Annotated in this window: 16 protein-coding genes; 4 read left to right on the forward strand and 12 right to left on the reverse strand. The window is 63.3% G+C overall.

Features of this window, described 5'->3' with window-relative positions; all coding sequences use genetic code 11:
• Window positions 1–62: 62 nt before the first annotated feature.
• Window positions 63–680, forward strand: coding sequence for a hypothetical protein (locus tag BLS26_RS09245; RefSeq protein WP_172804575.1), 618 nt, complete (start codon window positions 63–65; stop codon window positions 678–680).
• A 2-nt stretch (window positions 681–682) separates the two neighbouring features.
• Here BLS26_RS09245 and BLS26_RS09250 read toward each other — a convergent pair whose 3' ends face one another.
• The 4 genes from BLS26_RS09250 to BLS26_RS09265 all read right to left on the reverse strand — a co-directional run bounded on the left by BLS26_RS09250 (window position 683) and on the right by BLS26_RS09265 (window position 3,524).
• Window positions 683–928 (reverse strand): hypothetical protein, encoded by a 246-nt coding sequence (locus tag BLS26_RS09250; RefSeq protein WP_092510358.1) that lies wholly within the window; start codon window positions 926–928, stop codon window positions 683–685.
• Window positions 929–939: 11 nt separating this feature from the next.
• Window positions 940–1,311, reverse strand: coding sequence for a lysozyme inhibitor LprI family protein (locus tag BLS26_RS09255; RefSeq protein WP_244541894.1), 372 nt, complete (start codon window positions 1,309–1,311; stop codon window positions 940–942).
• 2 nt (window positions 1,312–1,313) lie between these two features.
• On the reverse strand, window positions 1,314–2,159 hold the full coding sequence (locus BLS26_RS09260; protein ID WP_092510360.1) for an SDR family oxidoreductase: 846 nt from the start codon (window positions 2,157–2,159) through the stop codon (window positions 1,314–1,316).
• A gap of 81 nt (window positions 2,160–2,240) precedes the next feature.
• Entirely contained in the window at window positions 2,241–3,524 is a 1,284-nt protein-coding gene (locus tag BLS26_RS09265) for an NADH:flavin oxidoreductase/NADH oxidase family protein (protein WP_092510362.1), read from the reverse strand.
• Window positions 3,525–3,627: 103 nt separating this feature from the next.
• Here BLS26_RS09265 and BLS26_RS09270 point away from each other — a divergent pair, with 103 nt between their 5' ends.
• A complete protein-coding gene (locus tag BLS26_RS09270; RefSeq protein ID WP_157676390.1) occupies window positions 3,628–4,086 on the forward strand; it encodes a MerR family transcriptional regulator in 459 nt (152 codons plus the stop codon).
• Between the two features lie 27 nt (window positions 4,087–4,113).
• Here the strand turns inward: BLS26_RS09270 and BLS26_RS09275 are convergent, their stop codons facing one another.
• Window positions 4,114–5,367, reverse strand: coding sequence for an ABC transporter substrate-binding protein (locus tag BLS26_RS09275; protein ID WP_092510366.1), 1,254 nt, complete (start codon window positions 5,365–5,367; stop codon window positions 4,114–4,116).
• Between the two features lie 380 nt (window positions 5,368–5,747).
• On the opposite strand from BLS26_RS09275, the gene BLS26_RS09280 reads away from it, so the two are divergent.
• The gene (locus tag BLS26_RS09280; RefSeq protein WP_092510368.1) at window positions 5,748–6,830 is read left to right on the forward strand and encodes a DUF2336 domain-containing protein; all 1,083 of its coding nucleotides are present in this window, start codon (window positions 5,748–5,750) and stop codon (window positions 6,828–6,830) included.
• A 337-nt stretch (window positions 6,831–7,167) separates the two neighbouring features.
• Here BLS26_RS09280 and ilvC read toward each other — a convergent pair whose 3' ends face one another.
• From ilvC to miaA, 7 genes are all read right to left on the reverse strand, one after another.
• The gene (ilvC, locus tag BLS26_RS09285; RefSeq protein ID WP_074817884.1) at window positions 7,168–8,187 is read right to left on the reverse strand and encodes a ketol-acid reductoisomerase; all 1,020 of its coding nucleotides are present in this window, start codon (window positions 8,185–8,187) and stop codon (window positions 7,168–7,170) included.
• A 145-nt stretch (window positions 8,188–8,332) separates the two neighbouring features.
• Window positions 8,333–8,935, reverse strand: a complete 603-nt coding sequence (locus BLS26_RS09290; RefSeq protein WP_092510370.1) for a LysE family translocator — start codon at window positions 8,933–8,935, stop codon at window positions 8,333–8,335.
• A 107-nt stretch (window positions 8,936–9,042) separates the two neighbouring features.
• Window positions 9,043–9,738: a class I SAM-dependent methyltransferase gene (locus BLS26_RS09295; RefSeq protein WP_092510372.1), complete on the reverse strand. Its 696-nt coding sequence runs from the start codon at window positions 9,736–9,738 to the stop codon at window positions 9,043–9,045.
• A 2-nt stretch (window positions 9,739–9,740) separates the two neighbouring features.
• On the reverse strand, window positions 9,741–10,283 hold the full coding sequence (gene ilvN / locus BLS26_RS09300; RefSeq protein WP_027537637.1) for an acetolactate synthase small subunit: 543 nt from the start codon (window positions 10,281–10,283) through the stop codon (window positions 9,741–9,743).
• A gap of 129 nt (window positions 10,284–10,412) precedes the next feature.
• A complete protein-coding gene (locus BLS26_RS09305; RefSeq protein WP_092510374.1) occupies window positions 10,413–11,399 on the reverse strand; it encodes a threonine dehydratase in 987 nt (328 codons plus the stop codon).
• A gap of 150 nt (window positions 11,400–11,549) precedes the next feature.
• The gene (locus BLS26_RS09310; protein ID WP_092510376.1) at window positions 11,550–13,325 is read right to left on the reverse strand and encodes an acetolactate synthase 3 large subunit; all 1,776 of its coding nucleotides are present in this window, start codon (window positions 13,323–13,325) and stop codon (window positions 11,550–11,552) included.
• A gap of 353 nt (window positions 13,326–13,678) precedes the next feature.
• Window positions 13,679–14,653, reverse strand: a complete 975-nt coding sequence (miaA, locus tag BLS26_RS09315) for a tRNA (adenosine(37)-N6)-dimethylallyltransferase MiaA (protein WP_172804784.1) — start codon at window positions 14,651–14,653, stop codon at window positions 13,679–13,681.
• Between miaA and serB the strand changes: the two genes are divergently transcribed.
• On the forward strand, window positions 14,652–15,545 hold the full coding sequence (gene serB / locus BLS26_RS09320) for a phosphoserine phosphatase SerB (RefSeq protein WP_092510378.1): 894 nt from the start codon (window positions 14,652–14,654) through the stop codon (window positions 15,543–15,545). The genes miaA and serB overlap by 2 nt on opposite strands.
• Window position 15,546: the final 1 nt, after the last annotated feature.

Raw genomic sequence — 15,546 nt, forward strand, 5'->3', positions numbered from 1 at the left:
GAATGGATTGCTTCGTCGCTTCGCTCCTCGCAATGACGGCAGTATCAGAGAGGGTTCCGAACATGCCGACACGTCAAAACTGGTTTGAAGGCTGGCGGCTGTTCGCAGTGCTGGCGCTGACCCTGGTCGCCCTGAGTCTCTGGATCGCCGGCATGCGACAGTTCGAGGTCGACGGCGTGCGGATGGTGATCCGCTTCACCGCGCGGACCTCGCTGTTGTTCTTCTGCCTCGCCTTCGGCGCCGCGGCGCTGGCGCGGCTGTGGCCGAATGCGTGGACCAGGTGGCAGCGCCGCAATCGCCGCTATCTTGGCGTTACTTTCGCCGCCTCGCACGCCATCCATGCGGTCGCCATTATCTGCTTCGCCGTGATGGATCCCGTGGGCTATGCCGGCGCGACCTCGATTGCCTCCTATGTTTTCGGCGGCGTCGGCTATGCCTTCATCATCGCCATGACCGCAACCTCGTTCGACCGGACCGCGATCGCGCTCGGCGCGCGGGCCTGGCGCATGCTGCACCTGACAGGCGGTTATTATCTGCTGCTGCAGTTCATGGTGTCGTTCGGCAAACGGATTCCCGACATGCCGCTCTACGCGCTGTTCCTGATTCCACTGCTCGCGGTGTTCGCGCTGCGCATGATCGCAATGGCGCCGCGGGCACAACGCACCATGCCGGCGAGCTAAACCTACTGGTCCATCAGCAGGTAAAACTTGCGGCCGAGCCTGTGATGCACGGTGATGACAGCCCGATCGACATCGCTGATCAGGCTGTCGCCCAGCACGACGTTGGGAATTTCCCAGTTTCGGCCTTCCCGGACATCAGGCAGGCCATGGAGACCGGGGACCGAGGCGGTTTCGCATCCGGGCTGGCTGCGAAGCGCCTCGTCGGCGAGCCGGGTCAGTTCCGCGAGATTCTTTCCAGCCCTCGTCATTGAACCAGCCGTCACTGATGACCGAGACCTTCCAGCTCTTTGGCCCTTGCTTCGGTCATGCTGCGCATGCATTCGCCGGCATCAAGCCGTGCAATGGTGCCCTCGCCGAGGCCGTAATACAGGCAATTGGCGTCGCGGTACTGGATCCACAGCCGCTGCGCCGTGCGCAATTGATCGTGCTGCGCCGGCACCGCATCCTTCAGCGCCTGCTGATATGCGATGGTCATCCGCTTGTCCCATTGCGCCGTCTTGGCCTTGAGGCACTCGACCATCTGAAACGTGTTGCCGTCGCAGGACGCTTCGGGATCGCCCTGATCGCCGGCATGGGCGACGGAGGCGAGCGCCAGCATCGCGGCGGCGCCAACGGCCATTTTCAGCGACATGCTCATGTCTTCGGTAACAGGCCGAGACGTTTGGCGATGAGCTTGTCGGCGGTGCGCTTGGGCAGCACCGACATGATCAGATGCCGCATCGGGTCCGGCGTGATCTGATAACGCACCTTTGGATTGGCCGACGTCAGCGCTTCAAAAATCCGTTCGGCGATCTTCTCCGGCGGCAATCCGATTTCGCTGAGATGCTTGGTGAACGCTCGGATCTTCACCAGCGCCGGGGCAAACGGCGAGTTGGCGGCAAGCTCAGTCTTGTCGGTCTTGCCCCAGATCGGCGTCTTCACCGGGCCCGGCGCGATGATGATGACGTCGATGCCGAACAGCATCATTTCGCGGCGCAGGCTCTCGGACAATCCCTCGACCGCATGCTTCGACGCCGCGTAAGCCGACGCCAGCGGATTGCCGTTCTTGCCGGCCACCGACGAGATCATCACGATCCGCCCTTTCGGCCCTCTCAGCGACGGGTCGGAGCCGAGCAAGGGGCCGAACGCCTGGGTCGAGATGATCGGCCCGATGACGTTGACTTCCATCTGGCGGCGAAAGGCGTCGGCGGAAATCTCGAGCACGGCACCCGCCACGGCAATGCCGGCATTGTTAACAAGGCCGGCGAGCGTCTCACCGTTCAGCGCGACGCGCACCTCGCGCGCCGCCGCCAGCGCCGCGGCCTCGTCGGTGACGTCAAACAGCAGCGGGGTGAAATTGGCGCCGAACTCGGTTTTGAGGCGGTCGGCGTCGGCCTGGTTGCGGACACTGCCAAAAACGCGGAAGCCGCGGTCGAGCAGCAGCTTTGCGGTAGCCCAGCCGATGCCGGTGGACGCGCCGGTGATGACGACAGATTTCATGACGCAATTCCTTTTCCCGACGGTTTTCCGGCATTTTGCGCGGAAAGACCAGTCCTCAAGCGCGCTCAGCCGCGCATGATATCATGCGCCTGATGGCTCGACCCGTGCCTGAGATACCCAGGTCCGGTAAAGCCGGGTGCGCCGCTTGGTGATGATCTGCTGGCGGATCAACGACAGCAGTGGACTGGCATTGGGTTGCGGTTGCCGGCCTCTGCCGAGGCGGCGCAGTTGCAGCTTCACCAGAGCCATCTTTGCAAGGCTTGCATAGGCCTTGTTGCGCCAGCCGACGCTTGGAATATGGACGTCCAGGGTTTCGTCGCCCTTCCACCTTTCCGCCAGCTTCGGTTCGAACGCAAAAGCGCTGGCAATGCCGACCATCGCGACACCCGGCCGGCCCTCGCTCGGCCTGAGCGCCTGTTCGGCAATGGCACGCCGGCGGATACCGCCGGTGACCATGATCGGCATGCGCGCCACCGCGCTGACGTCGCGGGCAAAGTCGAGAAAGTAAGCCTCGCGCGCCGCAGTACCACCGCTCTGCGGCGAGCCTTGCATGGCCGGGCTTTCGTAAGAGCCGCCGGACAATTCGACGAGATCGACCGGCAACTCATTGAGCCAGCGCACCACCTGCACGGCATCCGACGCGTCGAAGCCGCCCTTTTGGAAATCGGCCGAGTTCAGCTTTACCGCGACCGAGAAGCCGGGCGAGACCACCGCTCGCACCGCCTTGACGACATCGAGCAGGAGCCGGGCGCGGTTATGCAACTCGCCGCCCCAGGCATCGTTGCGCCGGTTGGTGAGCGGTGAAAGAAACTGGCTGATCAGATAGCCGTGGGCGGCATGGATCTGCACGCCGGAAAAGCCCGCTGCCTCCGCCAATCTGGCGGTGGTGGCAAACCGCGCGACAATCCCGGCAATGTCAGCTTCATCCAGCGCGCGCGGCACCGGAAACAAGTGCGAATAGGCTCCGAGATCGACGCCGATCGCTGACGGCGCCACCGCCTGCTGCCCCATCGCGGCGAAAACCTGCCGGCCGGGATGGTTGATCTGCAGCCACATCTGGCCACCGTTGCGCATCCCCGCTTGCGCCCAGGCCTTGAACGGCTCGATCGGCTGGCGCGCGTCGAGCACGACGCCGCCGGGTCCGGTCAGCGCTGCCGGATCGATCATCACATTGCCGGACAGGATCAATCCGGCACCGCCGGCGGCCCAGTTCGCATACAGCCGCCGCAGGTTTTCGCCCGGAAGCTGGCTACTATCCGCCATGTTTTCTTCCATCGCCGCTTTCGCAATGCGGTTGGGAACGACCGCCTGGTTCGGCAGCGTCAGCGGAGCGAACAGCGATGGAAGCGGGACGGACGCATGCATGGATTGACCTTGAATTCGGTGACGGATGAGGACACTCTACACCTTCAACCTAACTTGAAGGTCAAGGCCTGTTTGCGCGACCTTTTCAATGGAGATCCCGGCCATGCAGATCGGTGAACTGGCGCGGCGGTTCGCCGTGGCGCCGTCGAAAATACGCTTTCTCGAGGATCAGGGCCTGGTGCAACCGGTGCGCCGGACACAAGCGGGCTACCGCGAATATGACGAGAGTTCGGCTGAAGCGCTGGGCATGATCCTGCAGGCGCAATCGCTCGGCTTTACGCTTGACGAGATCAAGGGTGCGCTGGCGGAGACCAAAAGTCACGGCCTGCGTCGCGACTATTTGATCGGGCAGATCGCACGAAAACTCTCCGAGCTCGACCGCCACATCGCGCAGTCGCAAGAGCTGCGCGCACGCCTGGTCTGCGCCAGCAAGGAGCTGAAGACGCGCATGAAGAACGGAGCGAACTGCGACACAAGGCCTGCGGCTCCGTCGCCGCTCCGAACCAACAAGCCGCGCCCGGCGCAGCGGGGCCATCGCCGAATTCCGGCCATCGCGGGATAGAGGCGCCCTCGTCCCGCCATCCGGCCCCTACTCCGCGTGGCCGTCGATGATCGGACCGAACAGCTGCCATTTCTCGCCGGTGAATTTCATCATCTGGACCTGCTCGATCGGATAGAAATCCGTCGGCGAGGTCTTGATGCGGATGCCGGGGATATAGGTGTTGATCTCGAAATCCATGTTGGCGACGATCTTCATGACGTTCTCGCGCGTGAGATTGTCACCGCACCGTTTCAGCACCTCGACCAATGCGGTCGAGGTGTTGTAGGCGGTCAGCGGGCCGCTCTCGGACCGATCGGCTTCCGGATAATACTTCGCCATGAAGGCGCGGTATTTCTGCATGCCGGGATAGCTGTCCCATTGCGGATCGGTGACGTCCATCTGATAGCCGGCGCTGAGGATGCCGGCCGAGTTTTCCAGGCCCGCCGGTTTCAGCACCGCGCCGACCGAGGCCGACACGTTGGTCATGATGTGGATCGGGTGCCAGCCGAGTTCGGCGACCTTCTTGATCGCTTGCGCTGCGAACTTCGGCGTTCCGATATTGACGAAGATGTCGGGGTTGGAAGTCTTGATCGCGACCACCAGGGAGTCCACCGTCGGCATTGCGATCTCGTAGGAAATCTCGCTGACGACCATCCGGCCGTATCTGTCGCCCAGCACGTCCTTCAGTCCGAGCACGTAGTCCTTGCCGAAATCGTCGTTCTGGTAGAGCACGCCGATCCTGGCATTGGGATGATGCTGCAGGATATAGGTGGCGTAGATCCGCGCCTCGGCCCGGTAATTCGGCTGCCAGCCGATGGTCCAGGGGAAATGCTCGGGATCGCCCCAGCGCGAGGCGCCGGTGGCGACGAAAAGCTGCGGTACCTTCATGGTGTTCATGTATTTCTGGATCGCCGCGTTCGACGCGGTGCCGAGCGGCGCGAAGATCAGAAATACCTCGTCGCTCTCGACCAGCCTGCGGGCCTGCTCGACCGTTTTCGGCGGGCTGTAGGCGTCGTCATAGGAAATGAAGTTGATCTTGCGGCCGTTGACGCCGCCATTGTCGTTAATCATCCGCATATAGGCGCTCATCGTCTTGCCGATGATGCCATAGGCCGACGCCGGCCCCGAATACGGCATGATGTTGCCGATCTTGATCTCGGTGTCGGAGACGCCGGTGTCGTATTTCTTTTGCGCGGCAGCGGATGCGGTGGCCGCGACGATGATCAATCCGGAAAGTCCAAGCACCTTGAGCAGAGCTTTAATGAAGTTCGTCGTGAAAAAATCCTTAAGCACGCGCTTCATGAGTTTCCTCCTCGGATGCGGGCCAGGCTTGACGGCTTCTTGTTGGACAGATTCCTATTCGAGCTTTTTGTGGAACGGTTTGGAGAGGATAGCAGCCGGAACGGAATACCGGAAGCAGCTCACAGACCGCATACAGAGGCCAATTGTCGCTGGAAATGCTGCGTGCGGCGCAGCAAGCTTGGTAAAGCAATCGCGAATGCAAATCGCACAAAGCGCGGAATGCTTCGACAAACGTCCGCGGTGCCGTGGCCGCTACGGTCCGTCTGCCTGTTTTCGCAGCGGCCGTTCTGTAATTCTACGTGGTTCCGGCTTTAACGCCGGCGTAAGGTGGCAGCCGCCATTGTGCAGCTTGAAATTGAAACAACAAACAGGCTGCCCCTGTGCAACAGCCGGCTCACTCGATCATCGCCGAACTCGAAGACGCCGTCAGAGGCGGTTCATCCGCCAAACGGGTCGACACCCTCAGGCAGGTGACTGATCTCTTCCTCAATGACGGAGACCGTCTCAGCGACGACCAGGTTCAGGTCTTCGACGATGTGCTCTGCCTGTTGATCGCGCGCGTCGAAACCCGGGCGAAGGCCGAGCTGTCGCGGCGGCTGGCGCCGATCGACTACGCGCCGTTCGAGGTCATCCAGCATCTGGCCTGGGACGACGAAATCGAGGTCGCCGGCACCGTGCTGGCCCAGTCGAGCCGTCTCGGAACCGAAACGCTGGTCGAGATTGCCAGCCGCAAGGGACAGGACCACCTGCTCGCCATTTCCGGCCGGCCTGACCTGCCCGCCGCCGTCACCGACGTCATCGTCGACCGCGGCGAAGGCAGGGTGATCCGGAGGCTGGCCAACAATGCCAGCGCCAGCTTCTCGGAAGAGGGCTATTCCGCGATCGTCGCCCGCGCCGACGGCGACGATGAGCTGATCGAGATCCTCGGGCTCCGCACCGACCTGCCCGCCAAATTCCTGCGCGACCTGTTGCGCCGCGCCAAGGAGGCGGTGCGCACCCGCCTGCTGGCGATCGCCCCACCCTCGATCCGGGAAGAGATCAGGCAGATCCTGAACGCGATCGCGGGCGAAGCCTCGGCTCCGAAGCGGAGCTACGGTGTGGCCGAGGAACTCGTGAAGTTGATGAAGGGCCTGAACGAACTGGACGACGCGGCGGTCTACAGTTTCGCCGAGGCCGGTAAATTCGACGAGGTCACCGTCTCGCTGGCGGTTCTCAACGACATGCCGCTCGACATGGTGGGCCGCCTGATGGAAGGGCCCCGCAACGACCTGATCCTGATCCCCTGCCGGTCGGCCAAGCTCAACTGGCCGACGGTGGAGAGCATCCTGCGCAACCGGCCGAACGAATATCCGATCGACGAGCCGACGCTGGAAATTGCACAGCGCGATTTCCGCAAGCTTTCGATGGAGACCGCCCAGCGCACGGTCCGGTTCTGGCAGCTTCACAACCGGATCGAGAAATAATCCGCGGCCTGATCCATCACTTGATTCCGGCAATGCCGATCGACATTGCCTGCTCGATCGATGATCGAGCGACCTCAAACGCGCATTAAGAAACCGCGCTTTGACTCGGTAATCTCAAGACTTTTGGCTGCTAACAGATCGCTTGAGCTGGTTCACGCAGAGGATGCGGAGGGAGCATCAAGTCTGAGCTCTGAGGTCAGGCCGTGCACCTGACGCGGAGCGTTCAAGAATCTAAATCAACGCTCAATTCTTCGAACAAAAGGCGAGACCGCGTGTCCGCGATCTCGCCTGATAATGTCGTCTCTGCCTTAATATTTCGTTGCAGTGCGAAGGAAGCTCAGTTCTTGGTCTTGTCGACCAGGGCGCCCTTCTTGATCCACGGCATCATGTCGCGGAGCTTCTCGCCGACTTCCTCGATCGGGTGGGCGGCGAGCTTGGCGCGGGTGGCCTTGAACGAGGTCTGGTTGACCTTGTTCTCCAGCATCCAGTCGCGGGCGAACTTGCCGGACTGGATGTCGTTCAGGACGCGCTTCATCTCGGCCTTGGTCTCTGACGTGACAATGCGCGGGCCGGTGACGTATTCGCCGTATTCGGCGGTGTTGGAGATCGAGTAGTTCATGTTGGCGATGCCGCCTTCATAGATCAGGTCGACGATCAGCTTCACCTCGTGCAGGCACTCGAAATAGGCCATCTCGGGGGCGTAGCCGGCTTCCACCAGGGTCTCGAAGCCGCCCTTGATCAGCTCGACCAGGCCGCCGCAGAGCACCACCTGCTCGCCGAACAGGTCGGTCTCGCATTCTTCCTTGAACGAGGTCTCGATGATGCCGGCGCGGCCGCCGCCGATCGCCGAGGCGTAGGAAAGGCCGAGGTCATGGGCGTTGCCCGAGACGTCCTTGGCGATCGCGATCAGGCAGGGCACGCCGCCGCCGCGCTGGTATTCCGAGCGCACGGTGTGGCCGGGGCCCTTGGGGGCGATCATCAGCACGTCGAGATCGGCGCGGGGATCGAGCAGGTTGAAGTGGACGTTGAGGCCGTGCGCGAACACCAGCGCCGCACCCTTCTTCATGTTGTCGTGCAGGTGCTCGCGGTAGATGTCGCCCTGCAATTCGTCCGGGGTCAGCATCATGACGAGGTCGGCCCATTTGGCGGCTTCGGCGACTTCCATCACCTTGAAGCCGGCGGCTTCCGCCTTCTTGGCCGAGGCCGAACCCTTGCGCAGCGCGATCGCGACGTCCTTGACGCCGGAATCCTTCAGGTTCAGCGCGTGGGCATGGCCCTGGCTGCCATAGCCGACGATGACGACCTTCTTGCCCTTGATCAGGTTCAGGTCAGCATCACGATCGTAATAAACGCGCATAGTCGGTTCCTCATCGGTGGCCAAAATCGGCCGGTTAATCAGGCATTTGGGGGTAACGGACCGCCGGTCGCCCGCGAAATTCCGGCGTTGTGTAGAGCTTTTTCCCCTCAGGGGAAACCCTGATCTCGCATAGCGCAGTGCGGCATCATGCATCCATGAAGACGGGATAGAGGGACGCCAGCAGCAGGATTGCCATCACGATATTGAAGGCCCGCACGGCCCGCGGAGAGGTCAGGATCGGCCTCAACGCACTGCCGAACAGGGCCCAGGCGGTGCAGGAAATCGCGCCCAGCAACAGGCCCAGGGCGACCTGAATCGCGATATTCCAGGGATAGGTCGCGATCGCCGCATAGGCAGTGATGGTGCCGATCACCATGACCCAGCCCTTGACGTTGACCCACTGGAACATCGCCGCGCCCCAGAACGTCATCGGCCGGCGCCCGGCGTCCTGATCGGGCGAGACCGGCCCGGACATCGCAATCGCCGCCGCCAGGTAGACCAGATAGGCGACCCCGGCATATTTCAGGATGGTCTGCAGCACCGGATAGGCGATGAAGACCGTCCCCAGCCCGACGCCGACCGCGCCGATCATGAAGGCGAAGCCGAACGTAATACCGAGAATATGAGGGATGGTCGGGCGGAAACCGTACGTGAGCCCCGACGATAGCAGCATGACGTTGTTCGGCCCCGGCGTGAAGAACATCACGGTGGCGAAGATGACGAAAGCGAACAGGAGCGAGTGCGACATGGCGGCCATTCGTCACCGAGCCGCACGGGCCGACGCCCTGCGAGGGCCGCGCTTTCGCGTGGCCGCCTCAGGACGACGAATTGATCGATCATACTTCATTGGAGATTCTAGCTCGCTTGGTCCGGCTTCGGTTTGCGCAGCAGGTAGGTGCCGTGCAGCGGTGCGTGATAATCGACCGACTCCAGCGTGAAGCCGATGTCGGTCAGCATGCGTTCGATCACCCAGCCGAAGGTCGAGTATTCGTCGCGCATGTGGGTGACCACGCCCTCGCGTTCGAAGTCATGGTTCTTGATGGTGAAATCCGCCCACTGCTCGACATCGCGGTCGACGCCGTCGGGCATGCTGACGAACACGATGTCACGCAGGTAGAAGTTGGCGCCGGGCTTCAGCGCGGCGAAGATTCGGGCCAGCGCCACCGCCTTCCAGAAATCCGGCAGATGATGCAGCGTGAACTCACTGACGATCAGGTCGTAGGAGTTCGGCTTGTAGGCGAAACTCAGCATCCCCGCCGGTTGGGTGCGGACCGCAGCCTTGCGGTCCCGGGCGTAGATCTTGGCGAGCTCCAGCATCGCCGGCGAAATATCTATTGCGTCGACCTCGGCCCCCATCAGGGCGGCCTCGCAGGCCAGTACGCCGTTGCCGCAGCCGATGTCGGCGACGCGCCAGCCGCGCTGGACGCCGAGCATGTTCAACGCAGCGCGCGCGCGGACGTCGCTGTCGTCATGCCGGTCATAGATCGCGGCGACCGCGGAATCGAGCCCGAGCTGCCGTCTCTGCGTATAGTACCAGTCGCGCGCCAGCATGTTCACATCCCTTCAGGCCCGCGCCCGATCGCGGCAACGCCGGTGCGCGACACTTCGACGAGGCCGAGCGGGCGCATCAGGTCGATGAACTGATTGATTTTGGTGGAATTGCCTGTGATCTCGAACACAAAGCTTTCGGTGGTGGCGTCAATCACGCGGGCGCGGAACGCATCCGCCAGCCGCAGCGCCTCGACCCGGTTGTCGCCGCCGCCGCGGACCTTGACCATCGCCAGTTCGCGCTCGATCGAACGGCCGGTCAGCGTCATGTCGACGACGCGATAGACCGGCACCATGCGGTCGAGCTGGTGCTTGATCTGCTCGATCACCATCGGTGTGCCTGTGGTGACGATCGTGATCCGCGACAGATGTTTCTGGCTCTCGGTCTCGGAGACGGTGAGACTTTCGATGTTGTAACCGCGCCCCGAAAACAGTCCGATCACGCGCGCGAGCACGCCGGGCTCGTTCTGCACCAGCACCGACAGCGTATGCGCTTCGGTCGGATCGTGACGCTCTTCGAGGAAGTAGGCGGATGCGGGCTGGTTCATCTTAGGTCCCTGTCAATCTCTCAATCGTCATGCCCGGGCTTGTCCCGGGCATCCACGTCTTAAATCTCCGCGAAAAGGAAGACGTGGATGGCCGGGTCAAGCCCGGCCATGACGGCTTACTTCTCATCCTCACACCGCCATTCGATCTGGCGTGGTGACAACTTCCTGCGCGATCCATTTCTGAAACAGATCGAAATCGATGTTGCCGCCGGACAAAATCAGTCCGACGCGTTTGCCGCGATTGCGGGCTTTTTCCTGCAGCGCCGCGGCGAGCGGAGCCGCACCCGCGCCTTCGGCCAGATTATGCGTGTCGGTCCAATAGGCGCGGACAGCGGCACCGATCTCGTCGTCGGTGACCTGCACGATACGCGATGCGCCCTTCGCGATGATCGACAACGCATCCGGATCAGGCACGCGTGTTGCCATGCCGTCGGCCCGCGTGTTGCTGGTCTCGGTCGAGACGATCTTGCCGGTGGCGAACGACAGCGCATAGGACGGCGCTTCGGTCGACTGCACGCCGACGATTTCGGTCTTCAGCCCCAACAGGTCGCGCGCCAGAATGCAGCCGCAGATGCCGGAGCCCTGCCCGATTGGCACATAAAGCACGTCGAGGTCGGGCGCAGCGCGAAATAGTTCGAGGGCGTAGGTCGCGACACCCCGAACCAGATCGGGATGGAACGACGGCACGATTTCAAGCCCGCGCGCCTCGGCCTGGCGGAAGGCTTCAAGACGGGCCGCCTCGAAATCCTCGCCATGTTCGATCAGCTCGGCACCGAACGCCTGCATCGCGCGGTTCTTCTCGACCGAGTTGCCGCGCGGAACGTAGATCGTCACCGGTAGCCGGGAGCGGCCCGCCGCGAACGCAAGGCTCTGGCCGTGATTGCCGCGCGTCGCCGAGATCAAGCCGGCGATGCCGGGCCGTTCGCGCTTCAGACGGTCGACATAGACCAGCCCGCCGCGCACCTTGAAAGCACCGATCGGCGTGTGGTTCTCGTGCTTGACGATCACAGTGGCGCCGAGCCGCTGTGCCAGCAGCGGCCACGCATGCGCCGGCGTCGGCGGCATTGCCGCCGCGACGACTTCATGCGCGTGCTCGAGCTGGCTGAGATCAAACATTTTCGTTCTCTGTCCAAGTCCTCTTCTTGTCATCCCCGCGAAAGTGGGGATCCAGTATTCCAGAGGCGTCCGAATGCAATCGAGACGCCGCGGCGTACTGGATCGCCCGGTCAAGCCGGGCGATGACAGTGGAATTTGTGATGGACGCCATCACACCAGCGCCTTGCCGCCGGCGAAGGCCGCGGCGGTGGCTTCGTCGGTAGCTTCCGCCGGCAACAGCATTTCGTTGTGCGCCTTGCCCGATGGGATCATCGGGAAGCAGTTTTCCAGCGCCGCGACGCGGCAGTCGAACAGCACCGGGCGCTTGATCGAGATCATTTCCTTGATCGCGCCGTCGAGATCGCCGGGCTTGATCGCCTGCAGGCCGACGCAGCCGAACGCGTCCGCGAGCTTGACGAAATCCGGCAGCGCTTCCGAATAGGAATGCGACAGCCGGTTGCCATGCAGAAGCTGCTGCCACTGCCGCACCATGCCCATGTACTGGTTGTTCAGGATGAAGATCTTGATCGGCAGTTCGTACTGAACCGCCGTCGACATCTCCTGCATCGTCATCTGCACCGACGCGTCGCCGGCAATGTCGATGACGAGGCTGTCGCGATGGGCGACCTGGACGCCCAGCGCCGCCGGCAGGCCATAGCCCATGGTGCCGAGACCGCCCGACGTCATCCAGCGGTGCGGTTCCTCGAAGCCGAAGAACTGCGCCGCCCACATCTGGTGCTGGCCGACCTCCGTCGTGATGTAGGTGTCGCGGCCGCGCGTTGCCTCGAACAGCCGCTCGATGGCGTATTGCGGCAGGATGATTTCGTTGTTCTTCTTGTAGGCGAGCGAATTTCGCGCGCGCCATTTGGCGATCTCCCCCCACCAGGCCTTGATGTCGGGCTTCTTGGCTTCCGCCTTGAACACCTGCAGCAAGTCGCCGAGCACGTTGCCGCAGTCGCCGATGATCGGTACGTCGACGCGGATGTTCTTGTTGATCGAGGATGGATCGATGTCGATATGGATCTTCTTCGAATTCGGCGAGAACGCATCGACGCGGCCGGTGATACGGTCGTCGAAGCGCGCGCCGACGCAGAGCATGACGTCGCAATCGTGCATCGTCATGTTGGCCTCGTAGGTGCCGTGCATGCCGAGCATGCCCAGCCAGTTCTTGCCGGTCGCAGGATAAGCGCCGAGCCCCATCAGCGTCGAGGTGATCGGGAAGCCTGTGGCTTCGACCAGGTCGCGCAGCAGCTTCGACGCCTCGGGTCCGGAATTGATGACGCCACCGCCGGAATAGATCACCGGCCGCTTGGCGGACGCCAGCAGCGCCACGGCCTTGCGGATCTGCGCCGCATCGCCCTTCACCCGCGGCGTATACGACACATGCACGTCGGACTTGCGCGGCGGATGGTAGGTGCCGACGGCGAACTGCACATCCTTGGGCACGTCGACCAGCACCGGACCGGGACGGCCGGTGGTGGCAACGTAAAACGCCTCGTGCAGCACCTTGGCGAGATCGTTGACGTCGCGCACCAGCCAGTTGTGCTTGGTGCAGGGACGGGTGATGCCGACGGTGTCGCATTCCTGGAACGCGTCATTGCCGATCAGATGCGTCGGCACCTGGCCGGTGATGCAGACCAGCGGGATTGAATCCATCAGCGCGTCCGTCAGCGGCGTCACCATGTTGGTGGCGCCGGGACCCGAGGTCACCAGCACCACGCCCGGCTTGCCGGTCGAGCGCGCGTAGCCCTCGGCGGCGTGGCCGGCGCCCTGCTCATGGCGGACCAGGATGTGTTCGACTTCGCTCTGCTGAAAAATCTCGTCGTAGATCGGAAGCACCGCGCCGCCGGGATAGCCGAACAGGTGCTCGACGCCATGATCGATGAGCGCGCGCACGATCATCGCGGCGCCGGTCATCTGGTTCGGATCGTGGCTGTTGTCGGTCATGGCGTTTTCCTTGACGTTTTCTTTGGCTTGTCGGGATCCGCTGCTGCCAGCGGCCTTCTGTCGGTTTCGGGAATTTAGGAAATAAAAAAGGGCCCCAGAGGCCCCATGCGCACCGTCCGAATGTGGATGGCCTTCAGCCACCCCCGGCGGTGCGCCTGGGTACGACTACGATAAGGAACTTGGTAATAATATTACGCATTCGAGGTCTCGGACTTCCCAAAGGTTGCGCGGGTTATACCGCCCGATCCCCGGAAGTCAAGGGAAGGCGGCGTTCAGCGCGATTTTGGCAGCTTAACCGTGTTCCGGTCATTCGGCGAGTGCGAATTTGCGGTTCCCGCCATGCGCGGGGCTGATCAGTGGCCTTCAGGCAACTGGGTCAGGGCCTCCACCCACGCCCTCGCCGCCTCCGGCGCCACCCATTCAAACTCCGGCAGCTGATGCCGGAACCAGGTGAATTGCCGCTTGGCGTAATGGCGGGTGTCGGCGCGGGCGGTCTCGGCGGCGGCCTCGCGCGTGATCTCGCCCTTGAGGTGGCGGATCAGCGCCGGTACGCCGTGGGCTTTCATCGCCGGCAGCAGCGGATCGAGGTTTCGCGAGGCCAGCGCGGCAACCTCGTCCAGCGCCCCGCCCGCCAGCATCGCATCGAACCGGGTATCGATCCGGGCGTAGAGCGCATCGCGTTCGGGCGCGATGAACAGTGCCGCAAACTCACCCGGCGGCAGCAGCGGCGGCAGGCCCTCCCGGTGCCAGTCGGTCAGCGAGCGGCCGGTGGCTTCCACCACCTCCAGCGCCCGCGCGATCCGGGTGCGGTCGCGCGGCTTGAGGCGATCGGCCGAAGCCGGATCGCGTACAGCAAGCTCGGCATGCAGCGCTTCGACGCCGTCCCGTTCCAGCCGCGCGCGGACGTCCTCGCGCACCTCGGCGGCAATCGGCGGCACTGCCGACAGACCGCGCGTCAGCGCCTTGAAATACAGGCCGGAACCGCCGGCGAAGATCGGCAGGCGTCCCTGTGCGCGCGCGTCTGCCAGCACTTTTGCTGCGTCCGTCACCCAGGCGCCGGCGGAAAAATTCACGGCCGCATCGACATGGCCGTAGAGACGATGCGGCACGACCGCCTCTTCGTCCGGCGTCGGTCGCGCCGTGATGATGTGGAGGTCGCGATAGACCTGCATGGAATCGGTGTTGATGACGACGCCGCCGGTTTTTTGCGCCAGCTCGAGCGCCAGCGCCGACTTGCCGCTGGCGGTCGGCCCTGCGATAAGCACCGCCTTACTCAAGTCTCGCTTGCTCACATCCTGCTTGCTCAAACCTTGCGAACCCGCCTGCATGTCCCTCGTCGCCACGCTCATTTGCAATCCCGTCAACCCCGCGCTCGACTCCACCATCGTCGACGGCGCGCTCGCCGTGCTGCCTTCGCCCGGACGGGCGCAATGGCTGTTCGACGAGGTGGCGGTCGATATCCCCTTTGAGGGTAGCGACGATATCAAGGCGATCATAGCCCGCCTGCAAAAGGCGCGCGGCGACCTGCCGATCGACATTGTGGTGCAGCCTGCCGCGTTCCGGCGCAAGAAGCTTTTTCTGGCCGACATGGATTCCACCATGATCGGCCAGGAATGCATCGACGAGCTGGCCGATTTCGCCGGCCTGAAAGCGCATGTCGCCGCCATCACCGAACGCGCGATGCGCGGCGAGATTGAGTTTGAACCCGCGCTGCGTGAGCGCGTCGCGCTGCTGACGGATTTGCCGGTCGGCGTGATCGACGAGGTGCTCGAAAAACGCATCACGCTGACGCCGGGCGGCCGCGAGCTGGTTGCCACGATGCGCGCGCACGGCGCCTGGACCTGCCTGATCTCGGGCGGCTTCACGCTGTTCACCAGCGCGGTCGCCGCCAAGATCGGATTTCAGGAAAACCGCGCCAACGAATTGAAGGTGCGCGACGGCAAACTCACCGGCGAAGTCACCGAGCCGATCGTGGGCCGCGCCACCAAACTCGCAACCCTGATCGAGCTGCGCGAATCCTTCGATCTCGACGAGATCGACACGCTGGTGACCGGCGACGGCGCCAACGATCTCGGCATGATCGAGGCGGCCGGCCTCGGCGTCGCCTATCACGCCAAGCCCGCCGTTGCGGCGGCTGCCGCCGCCCGGATCGACTACGGCGATCTCAGCGCGCTGTTATACGCGCAGGGCTATCGGCGCGAGGAGTTTGTGGAGGGATAGG

This window comes from Afipia sp. GAS231 (genome assembly GCF_900103365.1).
GTDB lineage: Bacteria > Pseudomonadota > Alphaproteobacteria > Rhizobiales > Xanthobacteraceae > Bradyrhizobium.

Excerpts from the sequence above, each read along its gene's own strand:
- BLS26_RS09245 (WP_172804575.1), top strand. The coding sequence starts at position 63 with ATGCCGACACGTCAAAACTGGTTTGAAGGCTGGCGGCTGTTCGCAGTG.
- BLS26_RS09250 (WP_092510358.1), bottom strand. The coding sequence starts at position 928 with ATGACGAGGGCTGGAAAGAATCTCGCGGAACTGACCCGGCTCGCCGAC.
- BLS26_RS09255 (WP_244541894.1), bottom strand. The coding sequence starts at position 1,311 with ATGTCGCTGAAAATGGCCGTTGGCGCCGCCGCGATGCTGGCGCTCGCC.
- BLS26_RS09260 (WP_092510360.1), bottom strand. The coding sequence starts at position 2,159 with ATGAAATCTGTCGTCATCACCGGCGCGTCCACCGGCATCGGCTGGGCT.
- BLS26_RS09265 (WP_092510362.1), bottom strand. The coding sequence starts at position 3,524 with ATGCATGCGTCCGTCCCGCTTCCATCGCTGTTCGCTCCGCTGACGCTG.
- BLS26_RS09270 (WP_157676390.1), top strand. The coding sequence starts at position 3,628 with ATGCAGATCGGTGAACTGGCGCGGCGGTTCGCCGTGGCGCCGTCGAAA.
- BLS26_RS09275 (WP_092510366.1), bottom strand. The coding sequence starts at position 5,367 with ATGAAGCGCGTGCTTAAGGATTTTTTCACGACGAACTTCATTAAAGCT.
- ilvC (WP_074817884.1), bottom strand. The coding sequence starts at position 8,187 with ATGCGCGTTTATTACGATCGTGATGCTGACCTGAACCTGATCAAGGGC.
- BLS26_RS09290 (WP_092510370.1), bottom strand. The coding sequence starts at position 8,935 with ATGTCGCACTCGCTCCTGTTCGCTTTCGTCATCTTCGCCACCGTGATG.
- BLS26_RS09295 (WP_092510372.1), bottom strand. The coding sequence starts at position 9,738 with ATGCTGGCGCGCGACTGGTACTATACGCAGAGACGGCAGCTCGGGCTC.
- ilvN (WP_027537637.1), bottom strand. The coding sequence starts at position 10,283 with ATGAACCAGCCCGCATCCGCCTACTTCCTCGAAGAGCGTCACGATCCG.
- BLS26_RS09305 (WP_092510374.1), bottom strand. The coding sequence starts at position 11,399 with ATGTTTGATCTCAGCCAGCTCGAGCACGCGCATGAAGTCGTCGCGGCG.
- BLS26_RS09310 (WP_092510376.1), bottom strand. The coding sequence starts at position 13,325 with ATGACCGACAACAGCCACGATCCGAACCAGATGACCGGCGCCGCGATG.
- serB (WP_092510378.1), top strand. The coding sequence starts at position 14,652 with ATGTCCCTCGTCGCCACGCTCATTTGCAATCCCGTCAACCCCGCGCTC.
- miaA (WP_172804784.1), bottom strand. The coding sequence starts at position 14,653 with ATGCAGGCGGGTTCGCAAGGTTTGAGCAAGCAGGATGTGAGCAAGCGA.